Here is a 22,760-nt window from a genome sequence, read left to right as displayed (position 1 = left end):
GTGAGCGAGGACGGCGGGAGTGTGGACGGCGGGAGTGTGGAACGTATGAGCCCGGACGCGGAGGAATCCATCGGGGCCGCCGTACCGGCCGGAAGGGCGGAGGCCGGTGACGCGCCGTCCGATGACGCGCCGGAGGGTGTGCCGCTCGTACCGCTCGACCTCACCGTCGTGGTCCCCGCGTACAACGAGGAGCACCGCCTCCGCCCCACCCTCGAGGCCGTCCGTGCCTATCTGCGCGCGGACCCCGCCCGCTGGGGCGACTGGGAACTGATCGTCGTGGACGACGGCTCGACGGACGGTACGGCGGGGGTCGCCGCCGAGGCCGCCGCCGAGGAGCCCCGCATCCGCGTGGTCGCGAGCGACGCCAACCACGGCAAGGGGCACGCCCTGCGCCAGGGTGTACTGGCCTCGCGCGGCCGGCGCGTGCTCGTCACGGACGCGGACCTCGCGACGCCGATCGACGAGCTGGACCCGCTCGACAAGCGGCTCACCGCCGACGGGGACGGCGCGGTGATCGGCTCCCGGGCCCACCCCGACGCCCGGATCGAGGTACGGCAGCTGGCCCTGCGCGAATGGCTCGGCCGACTGGGCAACCGGCTCATACAGCGCGTCGCGGTCGCCGGGGTGAGCGACACCCAGTGCGGCTTCAAACTGTTCGACGGCGCGCAGGCGCGGGCCGCGTTCGCGGAGTCGCGGCTGGACGGCTGGGGCATCGACGTCGAGATACTCCGGTACTTCCGGAGGTCCGGCTGGCCGGTGACCGAGGTTCCGGTGCGCTGGTCGCACCAGCCGGGATCGAAGGTACGGCCGCTGGACTACGTACGGGTGCTGGTGGAACTGGTACGGCTGCGGGCGGGCCGTACCCCCGTGGGCCGTACCCCCGTGGGCGGTACCCCCGTAACAGGCGCCGGGGAAGGCACCGGGGCCGGGCGGGGGAGCGGAGACCTCCGCCGGAACCGCCCTCACCCGCGTACCGACCTGGCCGTCGCCGGACTCTTCCTCCTCTTCTCCCTCTACCTCTACAAGGGGCTGTGGACGGACCTCGACCACGCCTATCTGCGCGACGCGGGGGCGGACCAGGACCAGTGGGAGTGGTTCTTCCGCGTCACCGCCGACAATGTCTCCCACCTGCGGAATCCGCTCTTCACCACGTTCCAGAACTATCCCGACGGCGTGAACCTGATGGCGAACACCGCCATGTTCGGGCTCTCCGTTCCGCTCACACCCGTCACGCTGGCGTTCGGGCCGCACGTCACGTGGGCGCTGGTCCTCACCCTGGGGCTCGCGGCGACGGCGGTGTCCTGGTACTGGCTCTTCGCGCGCAGGCTCTTCCCGGACCGCCCCTCGGCGGGGCGGTGGCCGGCGGCGCTCGGCGCGGGGCTCGCGGCGTTCGCGCCGCCGATGATCTCGCACGCCACCGCGCACCCGAACTTCTGCGTCCTGTTCATGATCCCGGTGATCATCGACAGGGCGCTGCGGCTCTGCGAGAGGGACGCCCGGGTCGTACGGGACGGGGTCCTGCTCGGCCTCTTCGCGACGTACCAGATCTTCCTGGGCGAGGAGCCGCTGCTGATCGCCGCGATGGGGATGGTGCTGTTCGCGCCGGCCTACGCGGTGGCACGGCCCGACGTCGCGAGGGTGGCCGTGCGCCCCCTGCTGCGCGGGACGGGGATCGCGCTGCTGGTCTGTCTGCCGTTGCTGGCGTTTCCGCTGTACTGGCAGTTCTTCGGGCCGCAGAGCTACCACAGCGTGCTGCACGGGGACAACGCCGGCAACAGTCCGCTGGCGTTCCTGGAGTATTCGGGGCGCGCGCTGTTCGGGAACGAGGAGACGGCCGACGCGCTGGCGATGAACCGCACCGAGCAGAACGCCTTCTACGGCTGGCCGCTGATCGCCCTCGCCGGCGGGATCGTGGTCTGGCTGTGGCGGCTGGCGGTGGTGCGGGCACTGGCCTGGACGGCGGCCGTGGCGGCGCTGCTGTCGCTGGGGCCCCGGATCCCCGTGCCGTTCACCGATGTCGTACTGCCGGGCCCGTGGCGCCTCCTCGTCCATCAGCCGCTCTTCGAGTCGGTGATCGAGTCGCGGGTGGCGATGATCTGCGCTCCTGTGCTGGGGGCGCTGCTGGCGCTGGCGGTGGAGCGGCTGCGGGCGGGGGCGGAGGAGTCCGGTCCTGAGAAGGCGTCCGACGCGGGGTCCGCGCCCACGGGGTCCGCGGCCACGGGATCCGCGGGCGCGGGTGCCACGGGGGGCCTCGGGACGGGCCTCGTAACGGGCCTCGGGACAGGTCTCGCGGCGGGCCGGGCGCGGAACCGGCTGGTGGGGCTGCTGGCGGTGGCGGCGGCGCTGATCCCGATCGTGCCGACGGCCATGCCGGTACGGGAGCGGGAGGAGATCCCGCCGTTCATCGCGGAGGGCATGTACCGGTCGTACGTGTCGGAGGGCGAGACCCTCGTCCCCGTGCCGCTCCCGGAACCGGGCAGCGCGGGCGCGCTGCACTGGCAGTCCGCGACCGGCATGGGGTTCTCGCTGCCGCGCGGCTACTTCAACGGCCCCGCGGGCGAGGACCGTACGGGCATCTACGGCGCCCCGGCCCGCTACACCTCCAACCTCTGGCGGGACATCCGCTTCGGCGGCGAGGTCCCGGAGATCGAGGCCCGCTGGCGCGCGCAGGCACGCTTCGACCTGGCCTACTGGAAGGCGGGCGCGGTGGTCCTGGCGCCGCAGCCCAACGACGCCGTGCTGTACGACGTGCTGGAGAAGCTCTTCGAGCGTCCCGGGAAGCGGATCGGCGGGGTGTGGGTCTGGGACCTCCCGCCGAGATGGACGACGAACACGGGAGCGACGGGAACGGCCTGACGGCGCGACGACGGGACGACGAGACGGCGCGACGACGGGACGACGGGACGGCCTGACGACGAGACGGCGGGACGGCGACGGGACGGCGACGGGACGGCGACGGCGAGATGACGACGGCGGGACGACCGGGCCGGACGACCGGGCCGGACGACCGGCCTCCCGAACGGGCCGATCGGCGGACGGTGCCTGCCCGGCCCCTACGCGGAAGCTGCCCGCCGCATTACGCTGTCCCGACGATCGCCACTCGATCGAGCACACGCGTACGCACCCGTTGGAGAGCGAGCCTCCCTTGGCCTGTGACCTGTGGTTGGTCCCCCTCGTCGATGTGCTGTGCCACAGCCCCGACAACCCCTTCGCCGAAGAGATCGCAACCTACGACAAGGCACTCGGCGACGCCGGGCTGCCGCCCGTCCCCGTCTTCGCCTACATGCCGGGCCTCTCGGGCGACGTCGCCCCGGTCGCCGGCTTCGACTACGACGCCCTGCACTTCCTGCGCCGCGCGTACCTGCTCCAGCTCTGCGGCCTCGCCGTGACGCCCGTCGGCGAACTGGGCGGTGACTACGAGCAGTTGCTGGAGATGTTCGAGTCGACGGCCCAGCAGTCCCACCTCGTCTGGCACTACGACCACGCCGGCGCCTATGTCCCCGTCGACTTCTCCGCGCCGCTCTCCAACGAGGAACTCCTCGCGGGGGGAGGCCCGTTGGGCTCCACCCAGGGGTTGCTGCGGGAGCTGGAATTCGTCGCGCCGTCGATCGGCATCGACCCGGCCAACCCCCCGTCCGCCCCGACCCCGCCGGAACGGCCCACGTCCCTGGAGGAGCCGGCGACCTCGGTCCCGTACGACGACAGCCCGTTCGCCCGGGAACGGCACGTGTGGCTGGGGCTGCACGCGGCGGCCACCCGGAGCCTGGGCCAAGGCTCGATGATCATCTTCAGCTGACGGTGGAACGGGCGTGTGGCGTCACCGCCCCCGCGCGCCGCGCGGGGTCACCGTGCCTCCGGGGGCCGCTGCCGGGGCATGTTCGGCCGTGCCCCCGGCGGCAGCGGGAAACGCCCCGCCGGCGGTACGGCGCCCTCGCCCCGGCCGCCGCCCATCGGCATCGACTGCATCACCAGCGGCGCCGGTCCCGACCGGAACTCGATCAGCCAGTCCGCCGTCTCGGCCCGTACCAGCTCCGTCATGTCCTCCGTGAACCGGCGCAACACGGTCAGGCACCGCTCGGCCGCCTCGCTCGCCGTGCCCTCCGTCGGGCCCAGGACCTCCCGTACGCACTCCGACGCCCAGTCGAACTGGAGCGTCTGCAACCGCCGCTGCACCGCCTGCGCCGTCGCCAGCGCGCGCATCCACCCCGAGGTCAGTCCCAGGTAGCGGTCGCACGCGAGCGACGCGGCGCCCAGCAGCAGCGCGACGTATCCCCAGCCCGCCGCGCCCGGCAGCGCGCCGGTCAGGTCCAGCAGCGGCAGCATGGCGCCCGCCGTGCCGGTGAGGGCGGTCGCGCCGCGCAGGACGCGGGCGAAGCGCCGCTTGCGCACCCGGTCCGCCAGGTACCAGCCGACCGTGTGGAGCGCGCCCGCCTCCACCCAGCGGTACAGCTCGTCGAGCCGTTCGGCGGGCTCGCCCCAGTCGCCTTGCGGGAACGGGCCCCCCGTCAGATCGCCGGCGTGTCCGGGACGGCCCGGACCACCGCCGGGGCCGCTCGTACTTCCCGTGGCTCCCGTGCCCCCCGTACCGTTCTCCTCGCCGCCACCGCCGTACCAGGCACCGTGCGCACTGTGCGTACCTTGCGCACTCTGCGAGCCCTGTGCGCTCTGCGCACCTGGCGCGGTGCCCTCCTCGTTGGCGGGGCCTCCGGGCTGCATCTCCGGCTGGCTCACCGGGGCACTCCTCTACGGGTACGGCGACCGCGCCGCCGCTCGTGACGCACGCGGGACGTGACGTACGGCGACGCGTCGTTGACGTACGGCGACGGTCGGTTGACGCGCTGCCGCGCACGCAGTCCCCTGGCCCAGCGGCCCAGGCGGCTGCGTGAACACTTCCTACCGCCGAATGGTGGGCGCTGTGTCTGAAATCCTGTTGATTTCCCCCTTCCGTGGGCCGTGATCAGGTAATGGGCCCGGGAAAAGTCCACTCACATTCACCCGAAAGAGTTGGGCACCGAGGGGTGCGGCGGGGTGCGCGGGGAACACGTAGGCTCGCTTTAGAGGTACGAGAAGGCGCGAGAAGGTTCGAGACGGCACGTGAAACGTGCCAGGACGAGAAGACGACGAGAAGACCAGGAGTGACCGTGATCCCCGGTGGTGGCCAGCCCAACATGCAAGACCTGCTCCAGCAGGCCCAGAAGATGCAGCAGGACCTCGCCCGGGCGCAGGAGGAGCTGGCGGCCACCGAGGTCGACGGCCAGGCGGGCGGCGGTCTCGTCAAGGCGACCGTCAACGGCTCGGGAGAGCTGCGCGGCCTCGTCATCGACCCCAAGGCCGTGGACCCGGACGACACGGAGACGCTCGCGGATCTCGTCGTGGCCGCCGTCCACGCGGCGAACGCGAACGCGCAGGCGCTCCAGCAGGAGAAGCTGGGTCCGCTGGCGCAGGGCCTCGGTGGCATGCCTGGCCTGCCCTTCTAAGTCCCCCCGACACCAACTACCGTACGTACGGGCCGCATGTTCGGGCCTACGCGTACGAGCCGTATTCGAGAGGCGATCCCTTGTACGAAGGCGTGGTTCAGGAGCTCATCGACGAACTGGGCAGGCTGCCCGGCGTCGGCCCCAAGAGCGCGCAGCGGATCGCCTTCCATGTCCTCCAGTCCGAGCCGACCGATGTCCGCCGCCTCGCGCACGCGCTGCTGGAGGTGAAGGAGAAGGTCCGGTTCTGTGCCGTGTGCGGCAACGTGGCTCAGGAGGAGCGGTGCGGCATCTGCCGTGACGTGCGCCGCGACCAGGCGGTGATCTGCGTCGTGGAGGAGCCGAAGGACGTCGTGGCCATCGAGCGCACGCGCGAGTTCCGCGGCACGTACCACGTGCTCGGCGGCGCGATCAGCCCCATCGAGGGCGTGGGCCCGGACGACCTGCGGATCCGTGAACTGCTGGCCCGGCTCGCCGACGGCACCGTCACGGAGCTGATCCTGGCGACCGACCCCAATCTGGAGGGCGAGGCCACGGCCACGTACCTCGCGCGCATGATCAAGCCGATGGGACTGAAAGTCACACGCCTGGCCAGTGGTCTGCCCGTCGGGGGCGACCTGGAATACGCCGACGAGGTCACGCTCGGGCGTGCCTTCGAGGGGAGACGACTTCTCGATGTCTGACGCAACGCTGCACGCCGTGAACCAGGACCCGGACGACTTCGCGGTCCAGATCGCCGACCAGATCGAGAGCTTCATCGTCGCCGTGACCGAGGTGGCCAAGGGCGACGAGCCGGACAGCACGGTGCCGTTCCTGCTGCTGGAGTTCTCCCAGCTCATGCTGGCGGGCGGCCGGCTCGGCGCGCATGAGGACATCCTCCCGGAGGAACGGTACGAGCCCGATCTCGGACCGGAGCCGGACGTGGACGACCTGCGCGAGCGCTTCGCCGTGATACTGGAGCCGATCGACGTCTACTCCGAGGTCTTCGACCCGTACGAGCCGCGCAAGGCGCCGGTGGCCTCCCGTATCTCCGACGACATCGCCGACGTGGTCACGGACCTGCGGCACGGCCTGGCGCACTACCGGGCGGGCCGGACGACCGAGGCGCTGTGGTGGTGGCAGTTCTCGTACTTCTCCAACTGGGGTTCCACCGCCTCGGCGGCCCTGCGCGCGCTCCAGTCGCTGGTGGCCCATGTCCGCCTCGACCAGCCGCTGCCGGCGCTGGACGGCCTGGACACGGACCAGGCGCTGCAGGAGGACCCGGAAGACCTCCTGGCGGAGGAGGCGGGCCAGGTGATGGTGGCGGAGATCGCGGCGCCGCTAGGGCTGCGCGGGCGCCGCTGACGCTGTCCGGCCCGGGGTCCGCGGGATGGTCGACCGCCGGTGCTCGGGGTGCGGGTGCGGGCTTTTGCGTCGGTGGTTGCGTTGAGCGCGCCACCTGGGGCCAGTGCCGCACGGGCTCGTACGGCACGGACCCGTACGGCACGGGCCCGTACGGCACGGGCCCGTACGGCACGGACCCGTACGGCACGACAGGACGCCCGCGCCGGCGCCGTCCGGCCCCCCGAGCCGGCTCTGGGGCCCGCTCAGCCCTGGCCCTCGACCGCGGCCGGGTCCATCCACACGACCTCCCAGAGGTGGTGGTCCGGGTCCTGGAAGGAGCGGCCGTACATGAAGCCGTGGTCCTGCGGGTCGCCCGCCGCGGAGCCGCCGGAGGCCAGGGCGGCGTCGGCCAGCTCGTCGACCTTCTCCCTGCTCTCCGCGCTGAGGCAGAGGATCGCCTCGGTCGTGAGCGAGGCGTCGGCGATGTCCTTCTTCGTGAAGTCCTTGAAGCGCGGCTCGGTCAGGAGCATCACGTAGATGGTGTCGCTGATGACGACAGACGCGGCGTGCTCGTCGCTGAACTGCGGGTTGATCGAGTAGCCGATCTTGGTGAAGAAGTTCTTGGAGACCTCCAGGTCCTTCACCGGGAGGTTCACGAAGATCTTGGTCGACATGAGAGGTTCCGCCTTTGTCCGGGGCGCGATCGGTCCGCGCTGTTCGGAGGGGTAGACCAGGGGCCGCGACGGAACTCATCGGCGGCGCGGAAAAATTTTCGAATCGCGTCGAACCGTGGGGATCCCCATGGGATCCACGTCGGGGCGGAGGCGGGGCCGGCGTCGCCGCGGCCGCCCCCCCGTCGCGTGTGACCCGTCACACGTTCCCGCGTGCCCTACCGCATCCGGGGCATGCATGGTCAGCGAGCGGCTGTGAGCCGACGCCGGCGTTCGGCACGTGAGCGGGTCATCTCACGATGCGATATGTCCGGGTCGTTCCGCGGTTGCTCGTTAAACTGAGCCGACAGCAATGGACTGAGCGAGGAGCGCACGTGGGCCTTGTCGTGCAGAAGTACGGAGGCTCCTCCGTCGCCGATGCCGAGGGCATCAAGCGGGTCGCCAAGCGGATCGTCGATGCCAAGAAGAACGGCCACCAAGTGGTCGTCGTGGTGTCGGCGATGGGTGACACGACGGACGAGTTGATCGATCTCGCCGGGCAGGTATCGCCGATCCCTGCCGGGCGTGAGTTCGACATGCTGCTGACCGCCGGAGAGCGGATCTCCATGGCTCTGCTGGCGATGGCGATCAAAAACCTGGGTCACGAGGCCCAGTCGTTCACCGGTAGCCAGGCGGGCGTCATCACCGACTCGGTCCACAACAAGGCGCGCATCATCGATGTCACGCCGGGCCGGATCCGTACGGCGCTGGACGAGGGCAACATCGCCATCGTCGCGGGCTTCCAGGGGGTGTCCCAGGACAAGAAGGACATCACCACCCTGGGGCGTGGCGGCTCGGACACCACCGCCGTCGCGCTCGCGGCCGCGCTGGACGCCGAGGTCTGTGAGATCTACACCGATGTGGACGGTGTCTTCACCGCCGACCCGCGGGTCGTGCCGAAGGCCCGGAAGATCGACCGGATCTCCTTCGAGGACATGCTGGAGCTCGCCAGCTCCGGCTCCAAGGTGCTGCTGCACCGGTGCGTGGAGTACGCACGCCGTTACAACATCCCGATCCATGTACGCTCCTCCTTCTCGGGCCTTCAGGGCACATGGGTCAGCAACGAGCAAGGGGACCGCAAGGTGGAGCAGGCCATCATCTCCGGTGTCGCCCATGACACCTCCGAGGCGAAGATCACGGTCGTCGGCGTCCCCGACAAGCCCGGCGAGGCGGCGACGATCTTCCGCGCCATCGCGAACAACGAAATCAACATCGACATGGTGGTGCAGAACGTCTCCGCCGCGTCGACGGGCCTGACCGACATCTCGTTCACGCTGCCGAAGGCCGAGGGCCGCAAGGCCATCGACGCGCTGGAGAAGACCAAGTCGACGATCGGCTTCGAGTCGCTCCGCTACGACGACCAGATCGCCAAGATCTCGCTCGTCGGCGCCGGCATGAAGACCAATCCGGGCGTCACGGCCGGCTTCTTCGAGGCGCTGTCGGACGCGGGGGTGAACATCGAGCTCATCTCGACGTCCGAGATCCGCATCTCGGTCGTCACGCGTGCGGACGAGGTCAAGGAAGCGGTGCGCGCCGTGCACAGCGCCTTCGGGCTCGACAGCGACTCCGACGAGGCCGTGGTCTACGGAGGCACCGGACGATGAACCGCCGCCCGGCCGGAGGTCCCGTGCGATGAACGGCGGGCCGACGCTCGCGGTCGTGGGAGCGACCGGGGCCGTCGGCGCCGTCATGCTCCAGATCCTGTCGCAGCACGCCGACGTCTGGGGCGACATCCGGCTGATCGCCTCGCCGCGTACGGGCGTACGCGCCGATCCCCGTACGGCCGTCGGCCGCGGCGGTCACGCGCGCTCCGGCGGCCGGGCCCCCGCGCGCTCCGACGGTCGCGGTCCCGCGCACCCGGACGGCCGCGGCCTCCCGGACACGCGCAAGCTCTCCGTGCGCGGCGAGGAGATCGAGGTCGTCGAACTCTCCGAGGAAGCGCTCGACGGCGTGGACGTCGCGCTGTTCCTCGTACCGGACACCGTGTCCGCCCGTTGGGCACCGGTCGCGGCCGCGAAGGGCGCGGTCGTCGTGGACAACTCGTCCGCGTTCCGGATGGACCCCGACGTACCGCTGGTCGTACCGGAGCTGAACCCCCATGCCGTACGGTCCCGGCCGCGCGGCATCGTCGCCGGGCCGGGCTGCGGCACCCTGTCGATGATCGTCGCGGTGGGCGCGCTGCACGCCGAGTTCGGCGTGCGCGAACTGGTGGTCTCCTCGTACCAGGCGGTCAGCGCGGCGGGTCCTGACGGTGTCACCGCGCTGCGCGATCAGCTCTCCCTCGTCGCCGGTACGAAGCTGGGCACGCACCCCGGCGATGTGCGCCGCGCGGTGGGGGACGCCACCGGCCCCTTCCCCGCCCCGCTGGCGCTCAATGTCGTGCCCTGGGCCGGTTGGGCCGGGGAGGGCGGCTGGTCGTCGGAGGAACTGGCGATCCGGGAGGAGACCCGGAAGGTCCTGGGCCTGCCGGAGCTGAGGGTCACGGCCACCTGCGTCCGCGTACCGGTGATCACCGGACATTCCCAGACGGTGCACGCGCGTTTCGAGCAGGAGATCAGCGTGGAGCGCGCACACGAGATCCTGGCGACCGCGCCGGGAGTGGTGCTGTTCGACGACCCGGAGTCGGGCGACTTCCCCACGCCGGCGGACGTGGTGGGGACGGACCCGGTCTGGGTCGGGCGCGTACGGCGCTCGCTGGACGACCCGCGGGCGCTGGAGCTGTTCGTCTGCGGCGACAACCTCCGCAAGGGCGCGGCGCTGAACAGCGCGCAGATCGCCGAGGCCGTCGCGGCGGAGCTGTCGGCGCGGCGGTAGGCGTTCCGACGGCCGGTGCGTACCGGCCCTGGACATAACCCGGGCGCCAGGGTGTCCTTAAACTTTGTAGGATTCGTGAACGTCCTGAACGTCCCGTGCGCAAGCTTGTGATCCGAACCGCTTGAGCTGGGACGTTCTTGTATGCGGCAACGCGCGTCCCGTCCTCCCGCGAGAGCACCTCGAAAACACCGCAACCGCCGGCGGCCGGGACGCGTCTCTGCGGTCACCCTTCAGGGGTGCCGCAGATATGGGGCATAGGGGGAGAGCGGGGCGTATGAAGCTAATTGGTGCAGCGTTGGACGAGATCGCGTGCACGTACAACCCTGACGGGGGGAAGCGTGTCCAACAGACGTGGCAGTGGCAGAGGTTCTCGATATCGCGGAAGCTGTTCCGGCACGCGACGCGACGGTCGTCCCGGTGCGCGACGCGACCGTGCGCCCGCTTCGGCGTCCCCGTGCGTCCGGTGGCATGCCGGTGATCGCGCCCATGCCGGCCGCGCGGCCGGCTCGCGTACCTTCGCCGGCGTCACCCGTGGCGCCGGCGGACGCGCCGGATCCGTCGGGTGTGCCGGGGGCGCCGGGCGTTCCGGTCGATCCGTCCGGGGCGTCGAGGAGTCCGAAGGCCGCGAAGTCGCCCCTGTCGCCGTCCTCCCGGCGCGGGAATCCTGACGAAGCGATGGCTGCGGGCACCACTGTCGACCATCTCACCGAGACCTACCGTGCGCACTACCGTTCGCTGCTCGGTCTCGCGGCCCTTCTGCTGGACGACACCGCCTCCTGTGAGGACGTCGTCCAAGAGGCGTTCATCCGGGTCCACTCGGCACGCAACCGTGTACGGGAGCCGGAGAAGACGCTCGCGTACCTGCGGCAGACCGTGGTGAACCTGTCCCGGTCCGCGCTGCGCCGCCGTATTCTCGGGCTCAAGCTCCTCTCGAAGCCCATGCCCGACATGGCGAGCGCGGAGGAGGGCGCGTACGACCTGCTGGAGCGGGACGCGCTGATCAAGGCGATGCGCGGGCTCCAGCGGCGCCAGCGCGAGGTGCTCTCCCTGCGGTACTTCGCGGACATGACCGAGGCGCAGGTCGCCGAGACGCTGGGGATATCCCTCGGCTCGGTGAAGGCGTACGGCTCCCGCGGTATCGCGGCGCTGCGCGTCGCCATGGAGGCCACGACATGAGTGCCTGCAGGGACCGGCGCGGTTTCCGCGGCGGCGACGGCCGTGGGGGGAGCCGTGACGAGAGCCGGGGAAGCGAGCCGGCGGACCGGGATACGCGGTTGAACGACCTGACTGGAAACGACATTGTGAACAACAGGCCGGAAAACGAACAGAGCGGCCTCGAAGGTCCCGCCGCGTCCCCAGCGGCGGACGCGGCGTCGGCCGTGTCACCGGACGAGCCTCTGAGCGCGACCGACGACACAACAGAGGACGCGGCACAGAGCTCGGCGCGGGGTACGGCGGAAGGCCCGGCGGAAGCCACGGCCGACGGCAACAACGACGCCGGTGCCCCTGACCCTGATCGTGGCCCTGGCCCTGGCCCTGGCCCTGCCCCTGGTCCTGACCGTGATCGCGGCACGGGCGCTTTTCCGGGCGCCCAGTTGCACAGCGTCAGCCTCGACGGTTCGGACGGTCCCGACGGTTCGGACGGCTTCGACGACGACGAACTGGCGCTTCGACGCCTGATGCACAGTGCCGTCGCGGACCTCCGTCCCGCCGATGACGCCCTCGACCATCTGCGCAAGGCGGTACCGGCCCGGCGGGCCAGGAAGCGCCAGGCCGTCGTCGGCATGGCGGCCGCGGCCCTGCTGCTGAGCACGGCGGTACCGGCGTTCGTCCACGTCGCGAACTCCGGCACCGCGGCGGACAAGCAGTCCGTGAACGCGGGCCATGGCGAGGAGTCGCACGACGACACGGACCCCGACCGGCGGCCCGACAGCCCGCATGACGACCCGGACCGTCCGTCCGACAAGGTGTCCACCGTCGACGAGGACGAGCCGGGGAAGAAGGCGAAGCCGGAGGAGCGTGCGTCCAGCACGTCGGAGGGCACCAAGGGCGGCGCGGACAAGCCCGGCGGGGGTTCCGTCGCGTCCTCGTCCCTCTGCGTCGCGGGCCAGCTCCAGGTCGCCGCCGCGGAAGCGGGCGCACCGGACGCCTCCGGCACGGTGTACGGCACCTTCCGTATCGCCAATGTCTCGGGCACCACCTGTACCGTCACCGACCCCGGGACGGTCGGCACCCAGGCGAGCGGCGCGGCCGACGGAAGCAGGATCACCGTCGTGCGGCACGCGGCGGGAGACGCGGCACCCGGCCTGCCCGATCCGTCCCAGGAGGCGTCGACGCTGACGCTGGCGCCGAGCGGGGCGTACGAGGTGCGGTTCGCCTGGGTGCCCTCGGAGAGCTGTCAGCCCGTCGGGCCCTCGCCCGGTCCGACGCCCACCGAGGGGAGCTCCTCGGGTGCGGGCGGCGGAGGTACGGACCCGGGGGCGAACCCCGGATCGGGTTCGGACGGCTCGAACGTGGAGCCGCAGCTCGGCTACGACACGGGCGGGACGGCGGACGGCAGCGTGTCGGTGTCGCACGTTCCGCAGGCGGGCGCGCCCTTCGCGCAGACGACGATCCCCAATGCCTGCGTCGGCACGGTCTACCGGACCGGAGCCATCGCCGCGTCATGACGCGGCGCCGCGCCGCACCCGCCCGGTGGCGCGGTCGAGGCCGGAGGAGACGCCGCTGCCCCGCCCCGGTCGGCGCGGACGCTCCGTCCCGGCCTGGCGCACGTACCCCGGCCTGATGGGCGCACGGGCCGGCGCTCTCCGAAGGCCCGCTCCGAGGACCCGCTCGGAAGGGGCGCCCCGTGGGCCCCCGGACCCGAGCCCTTCCGGCAGGGCCCGGCCACACGCGCGCGGCGTCGGCTCAGGCCGCCGTTTCCAGGCCCAGCGCCCGGTCCTTCGCGGTCTCGACCTCGCGGCGGAACAGCCGGAACCACATGAAGACCACGAATCCGGCGAACACGAACCACTCGCCGGTGTAGCCGAGGTTCTGGAACGCCTTCAGGTCCAGTCCGCTGTTCTGCGGGGCGGACGCCGGGACGGCCCGCAGCCCGTCCGCCGCCCGGTCCACGGTGATCCAGGCGTTGTAGACGTCGTACGGCACGACATTGACCAGCGATGCCGCGCTGATCATGCCGAGCTGTCCCTCCGGCAGCCCGCCGCCCGTGTGCACCCCGTCCGACCCGGTGGACTCCGACGCCTGGAGCGCCCCGGTGACCGTGACCTCGCCCCGTGGCGGCGCCGGTGCCTTCGTGCCGTCGGCCAGCCAGCCCCGTACGACCGGCAGCGCCTTGCCGCTGTCGGTGCGCAGCATGGTCAGCACGTACGAACCCGTCGCGTCGTCCAGCCTCCGGTCGGGCACCAGGAACTGGTCCTCGTACCGGCCGCTCGCGGTGGCGTGCCGTCCCGAGGTCTCCTGGTCGACCGGCAGCAGCGTCTCCACCGGGACCGCCGCGCGCTTTCCCGGATCCGGCTGCCGCTCGGCCGTCCGGTGGGTGTCCACCCGGGCCTCGAAGCGGCCGAGCTGCCAGGTCCCCATGAAGATGCACACGGGGATGGCCAGCACGACGAAGACGTTGATTCCCCACCAGCGCGGAGTCACCAAGAACCGGTACACCCCTCTAAGGTACGGAACGCCGCCCCGCGCCCGGGCGGCGGGGCCCGGGCCCACGAGCCCGAACGCGTGTGCTCACCTCCCCTGTGCTCACCGTCCGCTCCTCCCTGTGTGTCCGCGCCGTCAGGCCGTCCCCTTCCCCAGGTGCCGTGCCACGAAGTCCAGCTCCAGCCGCACCTGCTTGATCCGTTCCTCCACCACCAGCGAGCCATGACCCGCGTCGTACCGGTACACCTCGTGGACCGCTCCGCGGGCCGCCAGCCGGTCCACGTAGTTCTCCACCTGGCGGATCGGGCAGCGCGGATCGTTCACCCCCGCCGAGATGTAGACCGGCGCCTTCACGGCGTCGACGTACGTCAGGGGAGACGACGCCTCGAACCGCTTCGGCACCTCCTCCGGCGTGCCGCCCAGCAGCGTGCGGTCCATCGCCTTGAGGGCCTCCATCTCGTCGTGGTACGCCGTCACGTAGTCCGCGACGGGCACGGCCGCCAGCCCCACGGCCCAGGCGTCGGGCTGGGTGCCGAGGCCGAGGAGCGTCAGATAGCCGCCCCACGAGCCGCCGGAGAGGACCAGCTTCGCCGGATCGGCCAGGCCGGAGGCCACCGCCCACTCCCGGACCGCCGCGATGTCCTCCAGCTCGATCAGCCCGACCCGGTGCTTGAGCGCGTCCGTCCACTCCCGTCCGTATCCGGTCGAGCCCCGGTAGTTGACCCGCACGACCGCGTACCCCTGGTCCACCCAGGCGGCCGGGCCCGCGGCGAAGGCGTCGCTGTCGTGCCACGTCGGGCCTCCGTGGATGTCGAAGACCGTCGGGAACGGCCCCTCGCCGGCCGGCCGCTGCACCAGCGCGTGCACCCGGCCCCCGGGCCCCTCGACCCAGGCGTCCTCCACCGGCACGGACGCGGGCGCCTTCGGCCCCGGCGGATCCAGGACCACGCCGCCCGCCGTGGACCGGACCTCCGGCGGGCGGGCCGCCGACGACCACAGGTACTCCACGCTCCCGTCCGGCCGGGCCGTCGCCCCCGACACCGTCCCGGCCGGGGTCTCCACCTGGACGAGCGCGCTCTTGGCGAAGTCGTAGCGCCACAGCTCGCCCCGGGCCTCGAAGCTGTGGGAGATCAGCAGCCCCGAGCCGTCCGGATACCACTCGGCGTTGACATCGCCGGGAAGCTCGATCGCCGGCTCCGTCTCCACTCCGGTCAGCGGGTCCCAGATGACCGGCTCCCAGCGGCCCCGTCGCTGGTGGCCGACGAGCAGGCGGTTGTCGCCGGGCACCGGCGCGAAGCCCAGCACTTCGAGGCCCAGCTCGCGCGTGCCGCCCGCCGTGTCGTCCAGCTCGTTCACCACGGAGCCGTCCAGCCGCAGCACCCGCACCGCCGAGTGCATCGCGTCCCCGTGCTCGGTGTGCTCGATCGCGAGCAGCGTCCCGTCGTGCGACAGATCCCCGACGCCCGCCGACTCGCGGTGCCGGTAGATCTCCACGGGCCGCTGTCCGGGCCGCACGACATGGATCGTCGAGCCGTCCTCGTCGGTCGAGCGCCCGATCACCGCCGTGCCGTCCCGGCCGAGCGCCAGCCCGGCCGGATAGGAGGGAGCCAGGCCCGGAGCCGCCGGCTCGTCCGGCCCCTGCGCCCCCGCCCCGACGGCGTCCGAACCATCGGCGTCCTCGCGCGTGACGGCGTCTTCGCGCGCGTCGGCCGCCTCGGGTGTGACGGCCCCGGACGAGGCCGGCCGCCCGGTGAACGGCTGGCGCATCCAGACCCCGAATTCGTCCCCGTCCGTGTCCGAGAACCACCAGATCCACTCGCCGTCGAGCGAGAGCACCCCGTCCGTGGTCCCGTTCGGCCGGTCCGTCACCTGGCGCTGCCGGCCCGTCGCGCGGTCCCACGCGTACAGCTCGTACGTCCCCGTCGCGTTGGAGACGAACAGCGCCCGCTCAGGCGCGTCCTCCGCCCAGTCGGGCAGCGAAACCCGCGGCGCCCGGAAGCGCTTCTCCCACTCCGGCATCGAACCGGTGATCTCAGTCATGCCCCCATTCTGCGCCCGCCCTCCGACATTCCGCCGGGGCCGGCCCCAGCCTGTGGACAACTCGGCCGCCGGGTGACCGGCCCGGCCGTTAGGAATCCGTATCGACTCGCCTGGAAGGCGCATGAGGTGCGTAATGTGATCATCCTATGGGTATTCGGGGATATGGGCATGAAAATGAAATTGACAGCGATATTTCTGCTTAATTCATTTGAGTGTGTTTGAGGGACGAGTGATGGCTGTTTCACCCGCGCTCGAGGCCGAGCGATCGCGTCTCGGTGACGAGTTGCTCGCCGTGCATACGATCATGCGCCGGGGTACCGCCCTCGTGTCCGAGGCGTTCGCGCGTCTCGCCGACGGCTATTCGGTCGACGTCAGGGTTCTGATCAACGCGACCCGGTGGCTGATCGCGTTCATCCACGGCCACCACGAAAGCGCCGAGCAGACGCTGTGGCCCGTGCTGCGCGACCGCTTCCCCGAGCGGGCGGTCGACATCGACCTCCTGACCGCCAAGCACCAGACGCTCGAAGTCGAACTGCACGCGCTCGCCAGGGCGGTGGACGCGATCGACATCCCCCAGGTCCCCGGGGAGCGTGAGGCCGTGCTGGGGATCGTCGGCGCGGCGGCGCTCACGGGACTGCCCGCCGTGGAGACCGTTCGGACCTCGATGGAACGGCACGCCGACGCGGAGGAACCCGTGCTGCTCGATCTGTTCCCGAAGGTGCCGGACGACGACGTCGCGCAGTTGCGCAGCGCCGTTTTCGACGGAGCCCCGCACGCCGGGCCCTCTCTGGTCTTCGGTCTGATGGGGGATCCGGAGCCGGTCGCGGGGTACGAGCGGATCATCAATGGCTTTCCCGTCACGGTGCGTTGGCTGCGCCCGGCGCTGCGGGCGCGCTACAAGGCGGTCAAGAAGGCGCTGTGCGCCGCTGAATAGCCGTTGAACAGCGGCGCGCTCTTGAACGGGAGGCCGCCGGGACGTGAAGGCCGGGACGCGGGCCGGCGGCGGACCGGATGTGGACCCGGATGCGGCCGGATGCGGGCTTGTCCGGCCGCGTCCGGGTGCGCGATACTTCTACAGACCTGTAGATGCCGATGTGCCGCGAGCGGGACGCATCGGCCCCCGCCCCATTACGGATCCCGCCCCTCGTCGGGGCCCGCCTCTTCCGGGAGAGAGCACACCTCATGTTCGGCATTGGCGAACTGGCCCTGATCCTCATCGTTCTCGTACTGGTTCTCGGGGCGAAGAAGCTGCCCGAACTGGCCCGGGCGGCGGGCAAGTCGGCGCGCATCCTCAAGAGCGAGGCGAAGGCCATGAAGGAGGAGGGGAAGAAGGACTCCGCGCACGACCCCGGCGCCGGCCGGGCCGTCGGTGGTACGCAGGGCGAATCGCACGTCATCACCGGCCGTGTCGTCGAGCGTGAGGACCCGCCCGCGCGCTCCTGAACCGGCCGGCCGCGTGCTGTTTCGGCGCCCGGCTCCGCCGTTGCCCCCGGCGCCCGGCCCCGGCGCCCCGGCGCTCCCGTACCGGCGCGGCACCGCGTCGCGCCCCCCGTATCCCCAGCCGCCCGGTCCGGCGTGGGGCGCCGACGCGCGCCCTAGACTGGGTGGCCGGTTCCGGTCAGTCGGGGCCGGGCGGGCAAGCGGACGGGCCGGCCGGTGGCCCGTGGGACGGGAGAGTGATCGTGACGGCAGATGTCGGCGGCTTCGGGGACCCTCCCGCCGGAGTGCTGGCGGAGGCGGCCGCCGCGTTCGGGCTGCTCGCGTCCCCGGCCCGGCTGCACATCGTCTGGGTGCTGTCGCAGGGCGAGAGCGACGTGAGCGGGCTCGCCGAACGCGTGGGCGGCGCGCTCCCCGCCGTGAGCCAGCACCTGACCAAGCTGAAGCTGGCCGGTCTCGTACGGTCGCGCCGGGAAGGCCGTCGGCAGGTGTACTTCGTGGACGACCCCGATGTGGTGACGGTCGTGCGGCTCATGGTCGGCCAGCTGACCGACCGCGTGGCCCGGACCCACGCCCAGGTGCCACAGGCACAGGCACAGGCGCAGGGGCAGAGGCAGGGGCAGAGGCAGGCGAACGGACGCGGGCTCGGGCAGGCGCAGGGCCAGGGCCAGGTTCAGGCGTCCGCGCGGCCACAAGACCGGTCACCGGCACCGGCCTCGGTACGGCGCGTCAATGACGTTGGTGCCTGACTCCGCGGCGACCTCCCTCCAGGTCCTGCGGCGTCTCGACAGCGGTCCACGCGGTCTCACGGAAGCGCAGGCCGAGGAGCGGCTGCTCCGCTACGGCGAGAACATCGTCCCCGAGTGGCGCACGGCGTCCTGGCCGCGCCGGTTCCTGCGGAGCCTGCGGGATCCTTTCACCGCCGTCCTGCTCTGCCTCGGTCTCGTCTCGGCGGCTGTCGCCGCCTGGGGCACCGCCTTCGTCATCCTCTCCCTCGTCGCCGTCAGCTGCCTCCTGCGCTCGTCGGGCGAGTACCGGGCCGACCGCTCCATGGCCGCCCTGCGCGAGCTGGTGGCGACGACGGCGACGGTGCTGCGCCGTCCCGGGGCGCCCGGGGCCGACGGAAAGCGCGGAACGGGACCGGGATCGGAACCGGGAACGTTCGGTTCGGACCCGGGCGTGACCGGAACGTCCGGCCAGGGTGCGTACGGAACCGATCCGCGTGGCCGGGCGTGGGCCCGGGAGATCCCCGTCGACCAGCTCGTGCCCGGCGACGTGATCCGCCTCGGTCCCGGCGATCTGGTCCCGGCCGACGTACGACTGCTGCGCGCGAGCGGCCTCACGGTCCATCAGGCGCCGCTGACGGGGGAGTCCGCGCCGGTCGCCAAGTACCCGGTCGACGCGGGCGCCGCCGTCGAGGCGGCCCACGCTCCTCACGCCGCCCACGCTGCCGGCACCGACCGCGACCGGGGGGTGTTCGCACAGCCCGAGCTGTGCTTCCAGGGCAGCAGTGTCGCCTCGGGCAGCGGTACGGCGATCGTCGTCGCGACCGGGGCCCTTACCCGCTTCGCGGCGGCGCGCGGCGGGCCCGGGAAACGCCCCGCCAGTGCCTTCGACCGGTCGGTGCGGGGGATCTCCTGGGTCCTGATCCGGTTCATGCTGCTGACCCCGCCGCTCGTCCTGATGGCGAACGCCGCGCTGCGCGGGCGGGGCCTGGAGACGCTGCCGTTCGCGGTGGCGGTGGCGGTCGGGCTCACGCCGGAAATGCTGCCCGTGATCGTCACCACGGCGCTGGCCCGAGGCGCGGCCCGCCTCGCACGGGGACACGGGATCATCGTCAAGCGGCTGCCCGCGCTGCACGACCTGGGAGCGATGGACGTCCTCTTCCTGGACAAGACGGGCACGCTCACCCAGGACCGGCCGGTGGTGGAGCGCACCCTGGACGCGCGGGGGGCGCACGACCCCGAGGTACTGCGCTGGGCCGCGGTCAACGCGTGGTGGACCCTGCACCTGGCCGATCTGCCCGCCCCGGACGCTCTGGACGAGGCGATCCTGGACGCGGCGCTCCATGAGACCGGGGACGACGGCTACGACGGCGGGGACGGCTACGAGGGCGTGACGACGCTCCCCTTCGACCCGGTACGAAGGCTGTCCACGGCGGTCGTACGCCGCCCCGGCCGCCTCGGCACCCACACCCTCGTCGTCAAGGGCTCCGTGGAAGCGGTCCTGGACCGGTGCGCGCTCGACGAGGCGGAGCACGCCCGTCTCACCGCCCTCGCCGCCCAGGAGACGCGTGGCGGCCTGCGGCTGCTCGCGGTCGCCACCGCCGAGCGTCCGGCCCGTGCCCGCGCGCACACCCCGGCCGACGAACGGGGACTCGACTTCGTGGGCTTCGTCGCGTTCCGCGACGCGCTCGCCCCGACCGCCGCCGACGCGCTGGGCGTCTTCGCCGCCCGGGGCGTCACGGTCAAGATCCTCACAGGCGACCACCCGGGCACGGCCGTCCGCGCCTGTCTGGATCTCGGCCTTCAGGACGCCGAAGTGGTCACGGCCGACCGTATCGACGCCCTTACGGATGACGAACTCGCCGGAATCGCTCGCCGTACGACCGTCTTCGCGCGCTGCACGCCTGAGCACAAGGCCCGTATCGTCGCCGCCGTACGAGCCGACGGGCACACCACCGGCTTCCTCGGGGACGGCGTCAACGACCTGCCCGCGCTGTACGCCGCCGATGTCGGGCTCTGCCCGCGCGACGCCGTCGACGTGGTGCGGGAGAGCGCGGACGTGGTCCTCGCGGAGAAGGACCTCACCGCGATCGACCACGCGATCGGGGCCGGGCGCCACTCCAGCGGCAACATCGCCACGTACCTGCGCATCACGCTCTCCTCCAACCTCGGCAACGTCCTCGCGATGCTCGTGGCGGGGCTGGCGCTGCCGTTCCTGCCGATGCTCCCGGCCCAGGTGCTCGCGCAGAACCTGTGCTTCGACGCGGCGCAGCTCGCCTTCGCGTACGAGAGGGCCCGGCCGGAGGTGCTGCGTCGGCCGACGCGGCTGCGGTCCCGTACGTTCCTGCGGTTCATCACCGGCTTCGGCCTGCTCAACGCGGTCGCGGACCTGGCCACGTTCGGGGTCCTCGCGCTGGCTCTGAGCACGGCGGACGCGGCGGGTACGGCGGGTGGGGACGGTGGACAGGCGGCGTTCCACTCCGGGTGGTTCACGGAGAACCTGCTCACCCAGGCGCTGGTGATGCTGCTGTTGCGTCCGGGCGTACGCGGCGGCGGGCCGGCCACAAAGGACCGGACGACCGGCCGAAGGGCCGCTCTCCGCGCGGCCGGCCCGGTCCGCTGGGCCGCCGCCGTGCTGGCCGTGACGGGTCTGGTGCTGCCGCTCTCGCCGCTCGGCCCGGTGCTCGGGATGCCCGCGCTTCCCCTGCCCTACTACCTGCTGCTCGCCGCGGTCCTCGGGCTGTACGCGGCGGGGCTGTCCCTGGCCAGGAACCGCTACGAACGCCGGTACGCGGAGGCGGGCGAGGGCGGGGAGGACAAGGGGGACGGCGAGGCGAAGGGGGACGGCGAGGTAGCGGTCCCGGCTCCCGGTCAGCCGTTGTCAGCCGTAGGAGAGGTTCGAACAGGGATCGTCGTCCGCGGAACGGGCGTCCTCGGCGACACCGGACGGCACGGACGACGAGCCCGATGACGACGCGGCCGAACCGGGATCCGATCCGGGGGCCGGCGCCGCCGGGGTGTCCTCCACCGCGGGCTGGTTCACGTACGCCGTGCCGAGCACGACACTGATCCCGGTGCCGGACACGGACCGCAGCTCCGCGCCCGGGAAGAGCCGGGCGACGGTGCGCGCCTCCTCCTCATGGCCGGGCCCGTACTCGACCAGGGTGGTGCCGTGGGCCTGGGTGCTCGCGGTCGAGGTGTCCGTCACCGTGAAGGCGTGGCTGGTCAGCGCGGCGGCGGCGCGAGCGGCCAGGCCGTCGACGGTGGTGCCGTTGTAGACGGCGACGGATATGCCGTCACCGGACACGACGCCGCCGGACGCCCCGGTATCGGCGGACGGGGCGCCGGTACCGCTGTCCGGAGGGCCGCTGTCGTCCGGAGGGCCGCTCCTCGCCTTCCCGCCGCTCGCGTCGGTGCCGTCGATCGTACGGTCCGCCCTCAACGAGGCCCAGAGCGCGGACGCGTCCGGCTCGACGACCGCGACGCGTGACCCTTCGTAGCGCCAAGGGATGGTCACGAACTTGGTGTTGTGCAGATCGATGTCTTTGAGGGACATTGCGAAACTGATCAATTTGTCCGCTGAGCCCAGACCGGGATCGACCGTCATGGACTCTGTCGCGGCGTCCGCGAGAGGCAGCAGTTTCGTCGGCGTGAGGCCGTCGCTCTTCACCTTCTTCATCAGGCTCGCGACGAAGGCCTGTTGGCGTTTGATCCGGCCTATGTCCGAGCCGTCGCCCATTCCGTGCCGTATCCGTACGTAGTCCAGCGCCTTCTGACCGGACACCTCCTGGGGGCCCTTGGAGAAGATGCGTTCGCCCCGGGTGGTCCGGTTCGGGTTGAGGTCCTGCTGGTAGATGTCCTGCGGCACGCACACCTGGACTCCGCCCACGACCTCGGTCAGTTTCGAGAAGCCCTTGAAGTCCACGACGACGGTGTGGTCCACACGGAGGCCGGTGAGTTTCTCGACGGTGTTCTGGGTGCAGGCGGGGTTGCCCTCGGGCGTCTGGCCCACGGAGAACGCCGAGTTGAACATGGCGTTGGTCTGCTCCTCCGTCCAGCTTCCGTCCGGCAGCCGGCAGGGGGGTATGTCCACCAGGGTGTCGCGCGGTACGGACACGGCGACGGCGTGCTCGCGGTCGCCGTAGACGTGCAGCAGGAAGGCCGTGTCGGAGCGGCCGACGTCGTCCTTGTCGCCGCCGCCCAGTTCCTCGTTCCCGCCGGTGCGGGCGTCGGAGCCGATGACGAGCACGTTCTGGCCCTCCGACGAGCCGGCGGGGCGGTTGTCGGAGAGGCCGCCCGCGCCGAAGGTGCTGATGTTGCCGTTCAGCCGGAGGTAGACCCAGCCGACTCCGGCCGAGGCCAGGACCAGGAGGGCCAGGGCAACCCGGAGGCCGGACCGTACGGGCGCCGCCCGCTCCTGCTTCCGCCGTCGGCTGCCCGCCATCCGCCCACCCTCATCGCCGTGACCCACCTCCCGGTGGACCCGTCCAACGGTTGTACAGTTGCGCAATGTAGCAATCTTATGGAGTGATGGTACCCGCGGCCCCGGCCGGTGGCGCGGGTGACGGATGAGATGGACGAGAGGGAGAGTG

17 protein-coding genes and 1 pseudogene are annotated in these 22,760 nt (G+C 71.9%); 13 read left to right on the top strand and 5 right to left on the bottom strand.

Features of this window, described 5'->3' with window-relative positions; genetic code table 11:
- The first annotated feature begins 45 nt into the window (after window positions 1-45).
- Entirely contained in the window at window positions 46-2,856 is a 2,811-nt protein-coding gene (locus tag ACU6P3_RS15585) for a glycosyltransferase (RefSeq protein WP_447197633.1), read from the top strand.
- A gap of 289 nt (window positions 2,857-3,145) precedes the next feature.
- Window positions 3,146-3,796: a putative DNA-mimic protein gene (locus ACU6P3_RS15580; RefSeq protein WP_030751296.1), complete on the top strand. Its 651-nt coding sequence runs from the start codon at window positions 3,146-3,148 to the stop codon at window positions 3,794-3,796.
- Between the two features lie 47 nt (window positions 3,797-3,843).
- On the opposite strand, the gene ACU6P3_RS15575 is transcribed toward ACU6P3_RS15580, so the two are convergent.
- Window positions 3,844-4,731 carry an SLATT domain-containing protein gene (locus tag ACU6P3_RS15575; RefSeq protein ID WP_447197632.1) on the bottom strand — a complete coding sequence of 296 codons (888 nt, stop codon included), beginning with the start codon at window positions 4,729-4,731 and terminating at the stop codon, window positions 3,844-3,846.
- A gap of 410 nt (window positions 4,732-5,141) precedes the next feature.
- Here ACU6P3_RS15575 and ACU6P3_RS15570 point away from each other — a divergent pair, with 410 nt between their 5' ends.
- The 3 genes from ACU6P3_RS15570 to ACU6P3_RS15560 all read left to right on the top strand — a co-directional run bounded on the left by ACU6P3_RS15570 (window position 5,142) and on the right by ACU6P3_RS15560 (window position 6,818).
- The gene (locus ACU6P3_RS15570; protein ID WP_030751292.1) at window positions 5,142-5,477 is read left to right on the top strand and encodes a YbaB/EbfC family nucleoid-associated protein; all 336 of its coding nucleotides are present in this window, start codon (window positions 5,142-5,144) and stop codon (window positions 5,475-5,477) included.
- An 80-nt stretch (window positions 5,478-5,557) separates the two neighbouring features.
- Window positions 5,558-6,157 carry a recombination mediator RecR gene (recR, locus tag ACU6P3_RS15565; RefSeq protein ID WP_030751288.1) on the top strand — a complete coding sequence of 200 codons (600 nt, stop codon included), beginning with the start codon at window positions 5,558-5,560 and terminating at the stop codon, window positions 6,155-6,157.
- On the top strand, window positions 6,150-6,818 hold the full coding sequence (locus ACU6P3_RS15560) for a DUF5063 domain-containing protein (protein ID WP_447197631.1): 669 nt from the start codon (window positions 6,150-6,152) through the stop codon (window positions 6,816-6,818). The genes recR and ACU6P3_RS15560 overlap by 8 nt, the downstream gene beginning before the upstream one ends.
- A 242-nt stretch (window positions 6,819-7,060) precedes the next feature.
- On the opposite strand, the gene ACU6P3_RS15555 is transcribed toward ACU6P3_RS15560, so the two are convergent.
- Complete coding sequence (locus ACU6P3_RS15555) at window positions 7,061-7,471, bottom strand: VOC family protein (protein WP_447197630.1); 411 nt, start codon at window positions 7,469-7,471, stop codon at window positions 7,061-7,063.
- Between the two features lie 371 nt (window positions 7,472-7,842).
- On the opposite strand from ACU6P3_RS15555, the gene ACU6P3_RS15550 reads away from it, so the two are divergent.
- The 4 genes from ACU6P3_RS15550 to ACU6P3_RS15535 all read left to right on the top strand — a co-directional run bounded on the left by ACU6P3_RS15550 (window position 7,843) and on the right by ACU6P3_RS15535 (window position 12,990).
- Entirely contained in the window at window positions 7,843-9,111 is a 1,269-nt protein-coding gene (locus ACU6P3_RS15550; protein WP_030751265.1) for an aspartate kinase, read from the top strand.
- Window positions 9,112-9,139: 28 nt separating this feature from the next.
- A complete protein-coding gene (locus tag ACU6P3_RS15545; RefSeq protein ID WP_447197629.1) occupies window positions 9,140-10,321 on the top strand; it encodes an aspartate-semialdehyde dehydrogenase in 1,182 nt (393 codons plus the stop codon).
- Window positions 10,322-10,678: 357 nt separating this feature from the next.
- Window positions 10,679-11,497, top strand: a complete 819-nt coding sequence (locus tag ACU6P3_RS15540) for a SigE family RNA polymerase sigma factor (protein WP_447197628.1) — start codon at window positions 10,679-10,681, stop codon at window positions 11,495-11,497.
- A 419-nt stretch (window positions 11,498-11,916) separates the two neighbouring features.
- On the top strand, window positions 11,917-12,990 hold the full coding sequence (locus tag ACU6P3_RS15535) for a hypothetical protein (protein ID WP_447197627.1): 1,074 nt from the start codon (window positions 11,917-11,919) through the stop codon (window positions 12,988-12,990).
- 238 nt (window positions 12,991-13,228) lie between these two features.
- Here ACU6P3_RS15535 and ACU6P3_RS15530 read toward each other — a convergent pair whose 3' ends face one another.
- Entirely contained in the window at window positions 13,229-13,981 is a 753-nt protein-coding gene (locus tag ACU6P3_RS15530) for an SURF1 family protein (protein WP_447197626.1), read from the bottom strand.
- Between the two features lie 120 nt (window positions 13,982-14,101).
- A complete protein-coding gene (locus ACU6P3_RS15525) occupies window positions 14,102-16,006 on the bottom strand; it encodes a prolyl oligopeptidase family serine peptidase (RefSeq protein WP_447197625.1) in 1,905 nt (634 codons plus the stop codon).
- A gap of 232 nt (window positions 16,007-16,238) precedes the next feature.
- On the opposite strand from ACU6P3_RS15525, the gene ACU6P3_RS15520 reads away from it, so the two are divergent.
- From ACU6P3_RS15520 to ACU6P3_RS15505, 4 genes and pseudogenes are all read left to right on the top strand, one after another.
- The gene (locus ACU6P3_RS15520; protein WP_447197624.1) at window positions 16,239-16,940 is read left to right on the top strand and encodes a hemerythrin domain-containing protein; all 702 of its coding nucleotides are present in this window, start codon (window positions 16,239-16,241) and stop codon (window positions 16,938-16,940) included.
- A gap of 248 nt (window positions 16,941-17,188) precedes the next feature.
- Window positions 17,189-17,449: a twin-arginine translocase TatA/TatE family subunit gene (locus ACU6P3_RS15515; protein ID WP_447197623.1), complete on the top strand. Its 261-nt coding sequence runs from the start codon at window positions 17,189-17,191 to the stop codon at window positions 17,447-17,449.
- 239 nt (window positions 17,450-17,688) lie between these two features.
- Window positions 17,689-18,000 (top strand): annotated as a pseudogene (locus ACU6P3_RS15510) (ArsR/SmtB family transcription factor); the annotation flags it as partial.
- A gap of 175 nt (window positions 18,001-18,175) precedes the next feature.
- Window positions 18,176-21,139: an HAD-IC family P-type ATPase gene (locus tag ACU6P3_RS15505; RefSeq protein WP_447197622.1), complete on the top strand. Its 2,964-nt coding sequence runs from the start codon at window positions 18,176-18,178 to the stop codon at window positions 21,137-21,139.
- On the opposite strand, the gene ACU6P3_RS15500 is transcribed toward ACU6P3_RS15505, so the two are convergent.
- Window positions 21,050-22,612, bottom strand: coding sequence for an LCP family protein (locus ACU6P3_RS15500; RefSeq protein ID WP_447197621.1), 1,563 nt, complete (start codon window positions 22,610-22,612; stop codon window positions 21,050-21,052). The two genes, ACU6P3_RS15505 and ACU6P3_RS15500, sit on opposite strands and share 90 nt — an antisense overlap.
- Window positions 22,613-22,760 lie beyond the last annotated feature (148 nt).

Source organism: Streptomyces hebeiensis, assembly GCF_052983195.1.
The sequence above is the reverse complement of the archived record's forward strand: the minus strand, read 5'-3'. Positions and strand labels throughout refer to the sequence as shown.